At 68.7% G+C, this 14,367-nt stretch carries 11 protein-coding genes and 2 pseudogenes; 8 read left to right on the forward strand and 5 right to left on the reverse strand.

What is annotated here, in order from left to right:
* Nucleotides 1–175: 175 nt before the first annotated feature.
* Nucleotides 176–904 (reverse strand): AAA family ATPase, encoded by a 729-nt coding sequence (locus AC3IYJ_RS04445; protein ID WP_489400034.1) that lies wholly within the window; start codon nt 902–904, stop codon nt 176–178.
* Between the two features lie 150 nt (nt 905–1,054).
* Between AC3IYJ_RS04445 and AC3IYJ_RS04450 the strand changes: the two genes are divergently transcribed.
* Nucleotides 1,055–1,732, forward strand: coding sequence for a hypothetical protein (locus AC3IYJ_RS04450; RefSeq protein WP_489400035.1), 678 nt, complete (start codon nt 1,055–1,057; stop codon nt 1,730–1,732).
* A 234-nt stretch (nt 1,733–1,966) separates the two neighbouring features.
* On the opposite strand, the gene AC3IYJ_RS04455 is transcribed toward AC3IYJ_RS04450, so the two are convergent.
* Complete coding sequence (locus tag AC3IYJ_RS04455; RefSeq protein ID WP_489400036.1) at nt 1,967–4,687, reverse strand: OmpL47-type beta-barrel domain-containing protein; 2,721 nt, start codon at nt 4,685–4,687, stop codon at nt 1,967–1,969.
* A 488-nt stretch (nt 4,688–5,175) separates the two neighbouring features.
* Between AC3IYJ_RS04455 and AC3IYJ_RS04460 the strand changes: the two genes are divergently transcribed.
* The 4 genes and pseudogenes from AC3IYJ_RS04460 to AC3IYJ_RS04475 form a co-directional block, all read left to right on the forward strand.
* Nucleotides 5,176–5,601 (forward strand): nuclear transport factor 2 family protein, encoded by a 426-nt coding sequence (locus AC3IYJ_RS04460; protein WP_489400037.1) that lies wholly within the window; start codon nt 5,176–5,178, stop codon nt 5,599–5,601.
* Nucleotides 5,598–6,446, forward strand: a complete 849-nt coding sequence (locus AC3IYJ_RS04465) for an NmrA family NAD(P)-binding protein (RefSeq protein ID WP_489400038.1) — start codon at nt 5,598–5,600, stop codon at nt 6,444–6,446. The genes AC3IYJ_RS04460 and AC3IYJ_RS04465 overlap by 4 nt, the downstream gene beginning before the upstream one ends.
* Nucleotides 6,447–6,605: 159 nt before the next feature.
* Entirely contained in the window at nt 6,606–7,211 is a 606-nt protein-coding gene (locus AC3IYJ_RS04470) for a TetR/AcrR family transcriptional regulator (RefSeq protein WP_489400039.1), read from the forward strand.
* Nucleotides 7,212–7,516: 305 nt separating this feature from the next.
* A pseudogene (locus tag AC3IYJ_RS04475) lies at nt 7,517–8,326 on the forward strand (alkaline phosphatase family protein); the annotation flags it as partial.
* A 6-nt stretch (nt 8,327–8,332) separates the two neighbouring features.
* Here AC3IYJ_RS04475 and AC3IYJ_RS04480 read toward each other — a convergent pair.
* Nucleotides 8,333–8,695: an ANTAR domain-containing protein gene (locus tag AC3IYJ_RS04480; RefSeq protein WP_489400040.1), complete on the reverse strand. Its 363-nt coding sequence runs from the start codon at nt 8,693–8,695 to the stop codon at nt 8,333–8,335.
* 684 nt (nt 8,696–9,379) lie between these two features.
* Here AC3IYJ_RS04480 and AC3IYJ_RS04485 point away from each other — a divergent pair.
* Together AC3IYJ_RS04485 and AC3IYJ_RS04490 are read left to right on the forward strand one after the other, a co-directional pair.
* Nucleotides 9,380–9,565, forward strand: a complete 186-nt coding sequence (locus AC3IYJ_RS04485) for a hypothetical protein (RefSeq protein WP_330294846.1) — start codon at nt 9,380–9,382, stop codon at nt 9,563–9,565.
* 549 nt (nt 9,566–10,114) lie between these two features.
* The gene (locus AC3IYJ_RS04490; RefSeq protein WP_489400041.1) at nt 10,115–10,351 is read left to right on the forward strand and encodes a hypothetical protein; all 237 of its coding nucleotides are present in this window, start codon (nt 10,115–10,117) and stop codon (nt 10,349–10,351) included.
* A 935-nt stretch (nt 10,352–11,286) separates the two neighbouring features.
* Here AC3IYJ_RS04490 and AC3IYJ_RS04495 read toward each other — a convergent pair.
* Entirely contained in the window at nt 11,287–12,120 is an 834-nt protein-coding gene (locus AC3IYJ_RS04495; RefSeq protein WP_489400042.1) for a DUF1206 domain-containing protein, read from the reverse strand.
* Between the two features lie 140 nt (nt 12,121–12,260).
* Nucleotides 12,261–12,362, reverse strand: a pseudogene (locus tag AC3IYJ_RS04500) (sigma factor-like helix-turn-helix DNA-binding protein); the annotation flags it as partial.
* 26 nt (nt 12,363–12,388) lie between these two features.
* Between AC3IYJ_RS04500 and AC3IYJ_RS04505 the strand changes: the two are divergent.
* The gene (locus AC3IYJ_RS04505) at nt 12,389–14,263 is read left to right on the forward strand and encodes a hypothetical protein (RefSeq protein ID WP_489400043.1); all 1,875 of its coding nucleotides are present in this window, start codon (nt 12,389–12,391) and stop codon (nt 14,261–14,263) included.
* Nucleotides 14,264–14,367 lie beyond the last annotated feature (104 nt).

Here is a 14,367-nt window from a genome sequence, read left to right on the forward strand (position 1 = left end):
GATCCAAACATGGCGACTCCACAAGGGCAAAGCAGTAGCGCGTCAAGGCTCCGTAAGGGTTGTCCGGACAGGAGCCTCACGTGTGGGAACGCTCAAGCGTTCTCCATAGGATCCGCCCTGTGAATCACGATGACGAGCCGCGACAACGACGATCCTCCGGTGGTCAGCGGTGCGGTCAGTCGTGCTGGAGGCCGAACCGTGCCCGGGGGGCGCGGTTTCGCGAGTTCCGGTCGAGCAGAACCAGCGAGGTGAATCCGCCGGCCGCCGCCAAGCCCTTGCCTTCGACTGCGGACAGCAGGCTCGCCAGGCCCCTCCGGTGCGTGGCGAAGACCCGGCGTGAGGTCAGGCGCCGGCGGGCATGCTGGCCGGACAGAGCCTCCTGGAAGCCGACGTCGAGCAGGACCATGTGCAGCGGCCGCCCGGCTCGAGCGGCGTTGTGTGCCAGCCATCGGCGCATCCAGGCCCTGCTGCCGCAATCGTGGACGAGCAACGGACGGGTCCGGCGTATCTCGCCACGTATCCAGCGCATGTGCTGCAGCCGCGCCCAGGGCTGATACACGACGTAGGGCAGCCAAGAGGGCATCAACGCCTGATATGCGGTGCGGGTGGCACGGGGGTCGACCACCCTGGCAACGGATTCCCACTCGCGCAGGAGGGTACTTTTCCCGCTGCCGGGAAGCCCGGCCACGATGACGACCGCGTTGTGCGGATAGGAAAGGCAGAGGTCCGAATTCCCCTGCCCTCGCAGATCGACGATTCCCCGCGGGTGGAGGGGCTCAGCGGCTCGCCCCTCTGGGCATATGAGGTTCTTCATCCTCTCTGCGCGCGAAGGGAATTCGACTGGCGGCTGCTGCTGCTCCGGGCGGCCGGAACCGGTCCGGTTCGCCGCCTTCTGCGTGTCCAACTGCCGTGCTATCGGGTGATTGATGGTGATGGGTTGCTCACTTTTCGCGACTGGTGGGCAGGTTCCGTGACCGGTCTCGGGCTGATCAGCGGCGACGGATGCGGGGGCCGCCCAGGAAGGGGCTCCTGCTGCCGCTTTAGGATGCCTCATATGGCGAAGCGCAGTGTGCAACGGCAAGCAAGGAGGATCCTCGGCGAGGACCCCGTCGCCCTGGTCTGGTGCGAGATACCCCGAGCCATTCCCACACCACCGAAGGACATACACAGGGCCGCGGGCAAGGGTCGGCTTTCGCCGGGACACCACTGGCTGTTCTACGTGGGTGTGGTGGTGTTCTTCTTCGTCTTCATCCCCATGTTCCTGCTCGATCAATTGAGCAAAAGGCTCGACCCTGGACTTGAGGCCAGGAGCTCGCGCGAGCGTACCGGGCGCCACGGATCCGGTACGTCTGCAGGGGCGGGAGACCGGGAGATCCCTGAAACCTTTGACGGTGACTGGCACTTGACTGCCGGACAGCTCCTGCTGAGCTGGTACGGCCGCTCCCCCAACCCGAAGCGCCTGGTACTGCTCACCCGTGACCGGATCTGCGTGGCGGCTTCCCCCGGCCGCCGACTGTCCCCGACCAAGGCGGCCGACTTCCAGCTGACAGCAGAATTTCTCGCGCACGAAGCACGTATCGAAGCCGAGGCGGGTCAGCCGCGCGGCTTCGCGGCCTTCCGGCTGTGCTTCGCGGACGGCTCCTGGCTCGAACTCGCCCGCCTCGCAGAACCCGAGGACGCCGACCACTTCCTGAACACCGTTGCTCGACGCGACACCGGACGCACGTCCTGACGGGCTTCCCTCGTCCGCCCATTTCCGCGTCATCGGCCGACCGGTCCGCGCCCCAGGGCAAAGGGTGGCGGTCGGGCACCCGGCCGGGACAACGTCCACCGGGCGGGACTGGGCGGACGGAGTGGGGTGAGGATGCGGATCGCGGGTCCGGAGCGGGCTCGGGCTCGGGCTCGGGCCGGGAAATCGAGGGCCCGGACCCGTGGTCGGGTCCGGGCCGGTGCTGTCCGATGTGTCTCAGCGGAGCGTGAACGGGGCCACGTGGGTCGTGGTGTCCGCTCCGCTGATGGTGAATTCGAGGTTGTAGTTGCCGTTCGGCAGCCCCCGGGTGCTGACCGGGAGGCTGTAGTTGGAGAACAGCGCGCTGTAGGTGAACCGACCTGTGACCGGCCTCGTGACGGGGCCGGTGACCCGGACGGCCGTCAGCGTGATGTTCGAGCTGGACAGGTTGTTGCCGTTCGCGTCGCAGATGCGCACGCTGAGCACGACCTGGCCGAGCAGACGGACCGGCCGGGTCGGGTCGTAGAGCAGGCAGATCCGGTACGCCACGTTGTAAGTGACGCTCTTGGTCGACGGGTTGGTGGCGATGTCCTTGGCGTTCACGGTGAAGGTGTGCGAGCCGAGGGTCGAGGTGTTGACCGGGCTGCCGTTGGGAACCGTGCCGACGCAGCTCGCCAGTCCGGAGGTGGCATCCGTGCACGAGTAGGACGCGGTGACCGGCTGACGGTAGAGGTAGGTGCCGGCCGTCGGCCGGACGATGGTGATCGACGGCGCCACGTTGTCGAGCCGCACGGTGATCGTCTGCGGCCCGGACGTGTTGCCGGCGTTGTCGGTGGCGGTGTACGTCACCGTGGTGACGCCGTTCGCCGTGATCGGCACGGCGGCGCCGGCGCCGGTCACGTTGGTGGATGCGATCGGCTGGGCGCCGCTCGCGCTGTAGGTGATCTTCTGGAGGCCGGAGCCGCAGGACCCGTCACCGGCGCTGATGTTGACCGTCGCCGGGCTGGTGGTGTTCCAGCCGACGCCGTTCGGCGACGGCGAGATGCTCGCGGAGGCGGTCGGCGCGGAGGTGTCCGCATCGTAGGTGTACTGGTCGGCGCCGCTGGTCGGGCTGGTGCCGTTGGGCGTGGTCACTGTGACGTCCACGGTGCCCCGCGCTTGCGGCGGTGCCTCCGCGGTCAGCTCTTCCGGCCCGGTGACGTTCACGTTCGAGGCGGATACGGAGCCGAATTTGACGGTGGTGCCGCTCGTCGGGAACTCCGTACCCCGCACCGTCACGGTGTTCACGCACGAGGTCAGTTCGGGCCCGTGGTTCGGGGTGACACCGGTGACGGTGGGCGGGGAAAGGGTGACGCGGTCCATGGCGGTGGACCAGTCGCCGCCGGCCACGCCGCCGATCTGCTGGACCGTCCAGACGTCCTTGGGGTGGCTGGGGTCACGGGCGATGCCTGTGTAGTCGCCCCAGCGGAATCCTGCGGAGTAGGCCTGCGTGCCCGCGGCGTAGAAGTCGCCGACTGTCGTCCCGGGGAAGTTTCCGCCCGGAACTCCGATCGCGACCGCGGTCGGGAACATGGTGGGCGAGGAGGCGGTGAAGCCGGAGAACAGGTCGTCCTCGTTGTTCAGCGCCACCGACCCGTAGTAGAGGTGACCGCCCACGAGACCGAGGTTGAAGTTGGTCCCCAGTGTCTGCCCCCCGCTGGTCGAGACGTGGAGGAAGCGCTGGCAGGAACGGGCCGCCGTGTCACCGGGCGGAGTGCACGAGACGTTGAAGACCCCCCAGAGGTGGTCGTTCTGCCAGGCGACCGACAGCATCCGGCCGTCGTTGGTGTTGATGCTGGCGTCGCCCCCGGCCGGCTGGGTGGCCATCGGCGGCGAGTCCGCGGTTCCGATGGCGATGGTGTTGTCGCTCTGGCCGACCGGCTGCATGGGATCGCCGGGCACACCGGTGATCGTGACCACGTGCACGTCCGTGCTGTTCTCGTCGTGCCACATCGCGAGCTGGTCGTCGATCCCCGACAGCGAAACGGCCGGGACGACCTGGAACTTGCCCGTGTCGGGTGCGAACGTCGTGAAGGTGATCGAGCCGCGGGCCACGAGCTCCGCCTTGTTGACGACCACGGTGACGACGCCCTGGAAAGAGTCGTCGGCCTTGTCGTAGTTGTTCCAGCTCAGCGTCACCTTGTTGTTGCTGTAGCCGAGCTTCGGCTGGTCGTGCTGGATGTTCGAGGTGTTGCTGCCGACGTTGTAGCGGGTCCAGGTGCCGTTCGGGTCGTCGTCGTCGCTGACCGCGAGCTGGATCTCGTCACCGCCGGCCACATTTGACTCGTAGGAGGCGTAGAAGCGGCCGACCCCAGCGTCGTAGTGCACCCGCGGATCGGTACCGGAGTTCGTCGCGAAGCCGAAGAAGGAGCCCAGGTCGAAGGGGCTGCCCACCGCGTTGCCGGCCTTGTCGTAGATCTGGGCGCTGCGGTTGATCATCTGAATGATGTACGTGGGCCCCACTGCGAGCTGCGTGTCGGAGGGGATCCGGCTGTTCACGTTCCCGAGCGTCGAGAAGGTCTTCAGCCGCTCGAGCACGGCCGTGGACGGCACCGCCTTCGGTGACTTGCCGCCCGGGGCCGCCTTCGAGACCACGGCCCCGGTTGTGACCGGCAGGCTGGGCACGTGCTGCGCCGCCCGCGCGAGTTTCGGGGCGGGCAGGAAGGGCTCCGCTTCCTCCCCTACGGCGCGCCTCGGCTTGGGCAGGGTCCGCGTGTCCACCTGACCGTCCGGCTCTACCTGCCTCTCCTCCTGACCCTCATCCGCCGGGCGCGACGAACTACTGCTCTTGGGTGGGACGTTGGGCTGCGGCTCGGCGGTAGCTCCGGCGGCCGTGGCCGCGATGGTCAGTGTCACGGTGAGCGCTACGACCGCCGTGCGCGACCACTCCCGCACCGCACGCAGCAGACGTCGGTTCACTCGGAGAACAGGCCTCGACGACATGGGCTCCCCCCTTCCGCTCGTGACGGACGTTCCACCCAGCGCACGGATCGACGGTGAACCGTCGATCCCCTGCAGTTGTCAATGATCACGGGGTGGTATCTATCGGAAGGGCACGTTCGCCGGCCTCTGTCCACGGCGCCGGGCGCCATCCATTCCCCCCAATTCCCCCTGCCGGTCTAGCGACTCGCACCAACAGCTGATCGTAAGTTCCTCTTTGTCGGCCGACCCGTCGGCGTTCCCCGCCGGGGTGACGACGTCGACCTGTTCGCTCCGCTCCGACAGCTCCGCTTGCAAATCGGACCGTCGGTCCACATACTTCAATCCATGCGGACCGTCAGTCCGCTTATGTCTCGACGCCCCGCTACGAGGAACCGCCTTCGCGGGATATCGCACGTCCCGTGACGAGCGGCCGTAGGCGACGGGCCGGGATGACCGTGTCTTCGAGCAGAACGGAAGCCTTGATCATGACAGCGTCCATGACGGCCGCGGAGTTGTACCACCACGGTCTGCAACTGTTGCTGGAGAAGGACATCCCCGGCTGGGTCGAGCTGTGGGACGACCACGGCGTCTTCGAGTTCCCCTTCGCACCCGAGGGCTGGCCCATGCGCCTCGAAGGCAAGAACGCGGTCGGCGCCTACATGCGCCACTACCCCGACCACGTCGACCTCCACGACTTCCCCGAGGTGACGATCCACCAGACCACCGTCCCCGAGACGATCGTGGTCGAGATGCGCGGGGTCGGCCGCCTGGTGGAGACCGGCAGCCCCTTCGACATGACCTACATCGCCGTGGTCACCGTCAAGGACGGGCGCATCACCTCCTACCGCGACTACTGGAACCCCCTCGCCCTGCAGCAGCCCGGCGCCGACTTCGTAGGAGCGAACCGATGAACGCCCCCAACACCACCCTGGTCATCGGAGCCACCGGCACCACTGGCCGCCGCGTCGCCACCGGGCTGATCGCCGAGGGCCACCGCGTCAAGGCCGGCAGCCGAAGCGCCACCCCGGTGGCGGGCGCGCAGGCCGTTCGCTTCGACTGGAACGAGCCCGCGACCTGGGGCGAGGCCCTCGACGACGTCGGCCGCCTCTACCTCATCCCACCCATCGGCTCCTCGGACCCGGCCGCGGCCATGCTGCCCTTCCTCCGCGAGGCCCGCGCGGCAGGCGTGCACCGCGCGGTGCTGCTCAGCTCGTCGGCGATCCCCGCGGGCGGTCCGGCCGTGGGACAGGTCCACCAGGCCCTGCCCAGCCTGTTCGAGGAATGGGCGGTGCTGCGGCCCTCCTGGTTCATGCAGAACTTCGCCGGCGCCACCTCCCACGCACGCAGCATCCGTGACGAGGGCGCCATCATGTCGGCCTCGGGAGAGGGCCGCGTCGGGTTCATCGACGCGGAGGACATCGCCGCCGTCGCCGTGCGCGCCCTGACCGACGACCGGGCCCCCAACACCGACCTGATCCTGACCGGGCCGCAGACACTGAGCTACTCCGACATCGCCGCGATCATCACCGAGGCCACCGGGCGGCCCGTAGAACACCGGCAGCTGACCTTCGAGCAGCTGCGCGACCGCTGGGCCGCCGAAATACCGATGGAGTTCGCCGTCATGCTGGCCGGCATGGACCGCACCATCGCCGAAGGGGCTGAGGACCGCACCTCGGACACCGTCCAGCGCCTCACCGGCCGCCCGCCGGGCGCCTTCCGCGCCTTCGTCGAACGGGAGATGCAGTCAAGCAGCTGACGGTTCCGCATCACGGTCACTACCGGCGACTACGAGGGCCGGCACGATGCCCGGCTGCGCGCAAGGCGGCGAGCCGGACGGGGCGCGGCCGCCGCTCAGCCGAACCCACCGAATATCATTCCCGAGGGCCGGGGACAGGCCGTGAACCGAGGAGGACCCGTGGCCCAGCGCCCAGAACGCGCAGACGCCCTGCGTAACCGAGAAGCGGTGCTGGCCGCAGCCGACGCCCTCTTCGCGGCCAGCAGCAGCCCTCAGAGTGTGTCGATGGACGACATCGCCTCGGCCGCGGGCGTGGGCAAGGGCACCCTCTTCCGCCGCTTCGGCGACCGCGCCGGCCTGATCGGCGCCGTGATCACCTCCCGAATCGAACCCCTCCAACAAGCCGTTCGGGAAGCGCAGGACGCTGCCGCGTCATCACCGCGGCAGCAGGTGCTGGACCTCCTCGATGCCTCACTGCGCTTCAAGATCGAGAACCGGAACCTGATGTCGGCCGCGGAGGACGCCGGGCTCAGCAGCCCGTACCAGGCCGAGCACTACGGCTGGTGGCACGGAATCCTTCGCTCGGCACTGGACCAGGTACCAACGGTCCACGCCGCGGACTTCACCGCCCACGCACTGCTGGCTGCCATCCGCGCCGACCTCGTCGCCCACCTGATCGACGATCAGAAGATGACACCCGAAGCCCTGCGGGCCTCGCTCGCGGCCCACATCGACAACGTCCTTGGCAGCAGCTCCGATCCGCTCGGCACGCGCAGGGAGGCATGAGGAGCGGGTTCGACTACCGCCTGGACATCACCCGTCGGACGCCCGCGGTGGTGGCGCACACGACCGCGGCCGACAAGGCCGCACGCCCCCTTGAGCGCGCGACTGTCCGTCAGCTACGCGCGGCGACTTGGGCACGGGCCGGTCGGCCTTCCCCCAGTGGCTCGGCATGGCCGAACTTCGACGAAATCCGACTGCCGTTCGCCTGGCGTATCCGCTGCCGTCACGCCAGGCTCCCTCTCCGGTACCGCGGGCGCGCTGTCCTGGGAACCGCACAGCACCCCTCAACCACAGAGGTCGTTCACGCCATGGCAGAACTCAACCGCCGCCGCTTCCTGCAGCTCACCGGTGGCGCCGCCGCCCTGACCATGCTCAACGAGAGCATCGCGCGCGCGGCCGCCATCCCCGCGCAGGGGACCACGGGCAGCATCGCGGACGTCGAGCACATCGTGGTGCTCATGCAGGAGAACCGGTCCTTCGACCACTACTTCGGCGCGCTGCGCGGCGTCCGCGGCTTCGGCGACCCGCGTCCGGTGACCCTGCCCAGCGGCAAGTCCGTCTTCCACCAGTCCGACGGCACGAAGGAGACGCTCCCCTTCCGGCCGCCGTCCGACGACCTCGGCATGGAGTTCCTCCAGGGTCTCAACCACGACTGGGCGGGCGGACAGAGCGCCTTCAACAAGGGCAAGTACGACAATTGGGTGCCCGCCAAGACGCCGACCACCATGGCGCACCTGACGCGCGACGACATCCCGTTCCACTACGCCCTCGCGGACGCGTTCACCATCTGCGACGCCTACCACTGCTCGTTCATCGGCTCCACCGACCCCAACCGCTACTACCTCTGGTCGGGCCACACCGGCAACGACGGCACGGGCGGCGGCCCGGTCCTCAACAACGCCGAGGCCGGCTACGGCTGGACCACCTACCCCGAGCGCCTGGAGGCGGCGGGGGTCTCCTGGAAGGTCTACCAGGACATCGGCGACGGCCTCGACGCCGCCGGCTCCTGGGGCTGGATCAACGACGCCTACCGCGGCAACTACGGCGACAACTCGCTGCTGTACTTCAACAACTACCGCAACGCCGAGCCCGGCTCCCCGCTGTACGACGGTGGGCGTGAGCTGTCACAGGCGATCGGCTGCGTGAAGGCGGCGGAAGGCATCCCGCAGCGCACGTTGCAGTGTGTCGGGGAGCACCTCGCCCTCCATGCTGCCGACCAGAGCCGCAGCTACGTCCCTGAGCTTGACGTTGCGGTGCTGCGAAACGTCCACCAGAAGACCCCAGGCCTTCTCACCTGAACACGAAGCCAGGGCCATCACCATGCCCCGCGCTTGATCGATCACCGCACGACTCTCCAGCGCCTTGCTCAACTGCTCAACCTCAGCACGCAATTCGAGGACCTCGGCGATCAGGGCGTCATCCGCCAACGAACCCACATCCGTCAACGTCCGCGCCTCTTCATGGATCGTGATCGTTCGATGCATCATGCGTACCTCGCATCACAGTCATCGCGTCCGGCCTGAGCGGAAAGCACCCCGGAGCACCTGACATAGGGTCATCGGATGGGGTTGAGGAAGCCAAGCAGAGCACCACGAGGAGGAAAAGCGGGACGAACCTGACGTGCCTCCCCGGAGCGGAACAGGTCATCGCTGCCAGGGGCTGGGGCCGCACCGAGGAGCGTAGCGTGCCCAAGGGATACGGGTAGCGCCCCTTGTCGACGCGTACTGCCTCGTGTGGATGGCTACGTAACACTGGCTCCGGGAATGCGGGGAGCCGGCGTGCACAGGACAGCCCGCGTGATCGCTCGGAGCGGATCAGGTCACCACTGCCACGGGGACGTGACTCTCCGGCCAACCCAGTCCTGCCCGTGCGTCGCAGACGGTCCTGTGCGCGAAGCCCTGCCGATTGCCGGATGGCCGCCTTGCGCCTGTTCAGGGAGCGTGAGGAGGGCTAGCGTGCGTGGTGCGGCCCCGGCCCCCGGCAGCGCAGAGAAGTCATCGCGCTCCCTCGGGGGCACCTTGCGCATCGATGCCGGAGCCCGCCTCGTCACGAGCGCGGCCGTCCCGCAGTCGCCGTCGCTACGCGATCCGGCGCAGCCTCGATGTGCCCCATGCGGGCACCGTTTTTCGGCTGCCTGCCGCGTCGCACGTATCCGACAACTGGCGGTCCACATGTACGCGCTGATCGTTCCGGTCGTGCTCCCCTTCGTCCTGCTCGGCATCGTGATGGGCCTGTCCTGGTGGGAGGACCACGTCCTGCCACCGTCCGAGGCTCCGGCACAAACCCCTGCCGAGGCTCCGTCCACACCAGCGGCCCGCCCGACGCGCCACAACCCTCCAGCAATCCTGCCCCGTTGACAACGATCGCCGCCCGGCGTTGACTGACACCGACGGCGTAGGGCTGTGTGGTGCTCCGGATTTCCCGGGCCAAGCCTTCGCCTTCGCTTCGCCCAGACCCCGCGAAACGCAGGACATGTCCCTGTGACCGCGTGGAGGCGCAGCCATAATGGTCTGGATTCTTCTCCTTCTGCTGATCCTGCTTCTGTTCGGGACGAAACTCAGGAGCAGTTCGTCGACCCACCTCAGAAGGCGCAGACAATGACGTACGGCCCCGAACGCGCACAGCAGCCCCGGCCCAGAACCCGCGTCGCACTGAGTAGAGCGCCCCACGCCCACCTCGAACCGAACCGACCGCAGGCGCGAGAGCCGCTGATGAGCGCCGAGGGCCCCGCCCGCTGTCCCAGGCGGTCGGGAGCTGTGAGTAGCCACTCCCACAGAGGGACCAAGACAAGCCGGCCACACGTCTCCAACGGGGCGTTTCGGATTCTCCGGGCGGAGTTCTCCTCCTTCCGCATCGCCGAGACCTCGCGGAACACAGGAAGACTGCCTCGACCTGGAGGCCTGGGCGTGCTGCTCTGGATTCTCCTCCTGCTGATTCTGTCCGGGTTGGGCTTCCCCACGCTGGTCCTCTGGTGCACAGCGGTCGTACTCCTGGCCGTCCAGTTCCTCAGCTTCGCCGTCCACGGCGGAGGCCAATCCGCCCGTACGCATCGGGGGCGTGGCCTCCGGGTAGTCCCCCACGAAGCAGATGCCGACGGCGAGCAAGAGAACGGCTTCGCCCCCTTCGCGGACATCTCCGGCTAGGGCGATGGCAGGTTGCTGAGAGCAAGGGCTTTCGGTCATCCGTCAGACCTGGCTGAGGGCAGTGCTGTTGTACGGAAGCCACAGACGCCGGCAGCATGTTGTCGCTCAACGCAGTTGGCTGCGGGGAGCGGATCTTCCGTCCGATCACCTACCGCACTACCTGGAGCGGAACCAGGCGGGCCTCCTGTCCTGGTACACGGGCTGCTGGCTCGGCTACTTGGCCACCTCCGCCGAAAGTACGCCCCACCGGAAGCGCGCAAGGTGGAGCCGGAGGCCCAGCATCGCCGCATCCGCTACCCGGATGGCCCCTGAGGCGAACGGCCTGGCGGCAGGCCCGATTTCCTTGCCACGCCAGGACTCGGTGGCCCTTGTGATGCCTCGAAGCCGGTCGGCACGGATCCGTGTGCTGATGGCCGAACAGGCGGCGCTGCGTGGCGCGCGGGTGGGCGTAGTGGATGTGTGTACCGCGGCGGTGGCTGCGCTTCCGGTCTGCGGGGCCGGAGTGTCGGCGATGTCCCGTACCGCGGCCGGTCACCCGTTGTGCAGCACCGACGACATCAGTGAGCAACTGGAAGAACTACAGCCGACTCTGGGCGAAGGACCGTGCGTGGACCCATTCGCCGTCGGCGCAGCCGTTTTGACACTCGATCTGCACACCAGAGAGGTTCAAGGCTGCTGGCCTCTGTTCGCCCAAGCCGCCACGCACGTCGGGGCTGGGGCGGTCTTCGCGCTCCCTTTACAAATCGGGGCGATAATCCCGGGAGTTCTTGACCTCTACTGCAGGGTGCCGACCGAGCTGGACGCTGGGGAGTTGGCCGATGCGATGGCGTTGCCGACACGGCGACCCCGGTGCTGCTGGACACCCGGATTGTCGAACACCTCATGCAGCAACCCGACACGGCCGGCATCGCAGCGACCACCGCTCCGGTGAGGAGTCACATGCGGCGCCAGCGCGCCGATACGAAGGAGAAGACCCCGAAGAGGATCAGCCCGACCGCCACCGCGACCAGGAACCACGGCCCCATCGGGGTGTGCGTGAGGCTTCGTAGCGTGGCATCCATTCCCTTGGCCTCGTTCGGATCGAACTGGACGGCCGCCACCAGGATGAAGATCCCGGCCGCGCCGAACACGATGCCTCGTGCCAAGCCTCCGCCCACGCCCAGCCCGGTCACGATCTGGCGCATGCGGCGGCTCATGGCACCGGTGTCCAACTGTCGTAGGAAGCGCCGCAGAACTGCCCGAACGGCGAGCACCACGCCGACGCTGATGAGGAGACAGCCCGCGGCCCCCACGAGAACACGTCCGTACGGCAGTTTCAGCACCGATGCCGTCCAGTCCTGAGATTTCGCGTTGCCACTGGAGCCCTGTCCGCCCCCGACGGCGTACACGGCGGTCGCCCAGCAGACCGCGGCATAGAAGAGCGCACGGCCGCCGTCCGACAGCCGTGCTACGGCCTTCCGTCGAGGGCCGCCGGTCAGCATCGCGCGAGCGCCCCGCCAGAGCGCCATGCAGCCGAACCCGACGACGAGCGCCCAGAGCATCGCCCTCCCGAAGGGCTGCTCGGCGACCTGGCGGAGTGCGCCCTGTCGGTCCGCCTCTTCGCCACCGTTTCCCATGGCGATCCTGACGGCCAGGGCGCCGATTAGCACGTACACGACACCCCGTGCGACGAAGCCCGCCCGCCCTGCGGCGGTCAACGTCTCCTTCTCGGCGGAGCGGCGCGGCGCGAATCTCGAGGCTCGGCCCCGCCCGTGTGTGTGGGACGACATGACGATGCCTTCCTTCGCTGTGGGCGTGCGGTACACGTCCTGAGCCCCGAGTGCCCCCGATCGCAGGTCTGATGCACGCCGTTGGCCGACAACGTGTTCGCCATCCTCCACAACGGCCAACTGCCGCGCGGGCGGCGCCTTCAGGCGGCCTCGGCCATCACCTGATCGCGCAGGGACTCACAAATACGCCGGATCAAGCGGGAGACGTGCATCTGGGACATACCGAGCTCCTCGCCGACCCGCCGCCCACGCCGCCCACGCCGGCACCGTGACCCCCACCGTGCACTGCGTCATGCCGGCCGGCCAGGGCGAAGCCACCGGGCCGCAGGAGATGAACGTGGAACTCACGCCTTCCGTGGTACTGCCCGGGGGCACGGTCCACGCCAAGGTGACGCTCGGACCGGGCCCGGCCAAGGGCGGGATCTCCCTCAACGACGTGCCGACCACGCCCAGCATCGACCTCGCCATGTCCGGCGGGGCCACGGGGACCGTCACGGTCCGCGGCCCGGAAGTCGTCCTCGACATCCCCGCCGGCGAGGCCGTCCCCATCCCGCCCTACGAAGGCGACTTCCTCATCCCCGCCAACGCCACCGGCCCCATCTCCTTCGCTCCGCTGCGCACCCTCACCCAGACCAAGGTGTTCGGCTCCACCTACGAGACCCCGTGCGACGTCGTGAGCGGCAGCGGCAGCATCGGCACGGTGAGCGCCGAAGGTGCCGAGGGCACGCCGGCCACCCTCACCGGCCCCGCGGAGACCCGGCCCAGCACCGGCATCGCCTTGTCCGGCACCCTGTGGACGCCCGGCGGCACGCCCGTACCCTCGCTCTGCGCAGCGGACGGCGGAGGCTGTGACCCCGGCCGCTTCACCGCCCACACCCTGACGATCAGCAGCGGGGGCGCCCTCAGCGGCACGGCCACGCTGGGCGAAGCCGGAGCCGTCCCCGACGGCAACTACCTCGTCAAGGTCAACGACGGCACCAAGGAGGCCACCACACCCCTGTCGGTCAAGGCCTTCACGCCCACCGGACCGCGCGCCATAGCCCTCTCCCAGACCCGCGGCCCGGTGGGCACGGTCATCACCGTCTCCGGCACCAACTACCACCAGGACCAGTGGATCAACATCGTCGGCCGTGCCGCCGAAGGGCTGACACTGGACGACACCGCCGTCTACGTGAAGAGCACGGCCGACGGCACCTTCAGCGCCGACTTCACCATCAGCGACCCGGCCATCGCCGCCGTACAGGTGGACGAGGGCAACAACCCCGACACGCTACTGGCGGCAGACTTCACCGTCACCGAAGCCGCCGCCACGCTCACCTCCGACAGCGGCAAGGTCAAGCCGGGCGGAACAACGGCAGTCTCCGGCAGCGGATGGCCCGCCGGCTCCACCCCGGCCGCCGCCCTCTGCGCCCTCGACGCCACCGGCTGCGACGCCTCCCTCCTCACCGGCAGCACGCTGCGGGTCGCGGCCGACGGCACGCTGAGCGGGACCGTTTCCGTCGGCGCGGGAACCGCGCAGGCGGCGTACCAGCTCAAGGTCAGTGCGGGCGGCGCCCAAGCCCTCACGCCGTTGACCGTCGCGAAGACGTACATCGCCCTGTCCACCACGCACGGACCCAGCGGTACGCAGGTCACGGTCGTCGGCCAGGGCTTCGCACCCGTCTGCACCGTCACCATCAGCGGTCTGCGAGCCGACGGCTCACGCACCGCCGACGCGGTCAAGACCAAGGTCGTCGGCCTCGACGGCGCCTTCTCCCAGACCTTCGCCGTCAAGGCGGGCGACACCGTCGCGCTCCAGGTGAAGGAGGTCCTCGCCAACCCGCGTACGGCGACGGCCGGCTTCAGCGTCCAGGACGGCACCGCCCCGGCAGCACCCGCCTTCGCGCTCTCCCCGCCGGAGGGGCCGCTGGGGACCGTCGTCCAGGTGACCGGTACGGGCTTCGCTCCGGTCGCCACCGTCTCGGTCACCGGCCGCACCATTACCGGCAGCCAGACCTCCGACCACTACGTCACCCGCGTCATAGGCCTCGACGGCACCTTCGCACTCAACTTCACCGTCAAGGATCCCGCGACCACGAGCATCATGGCCTGCGAGATCCTCGCCAACGGAAAGAAGGTCCAGCACACCTTCACCCTCCGCTGAGCGGGGAGACCGGCCGAGACCGGTACGTCCCGCCATGGCTGAGTGCGACGCGGCCATGGCGGGACACCGGCGCGCTCAGGTGATGCCAGGTTGTGCGCGGGCCG

This window comes from Streptomyces sp. GL_140 (assembly GCF_057834465.1).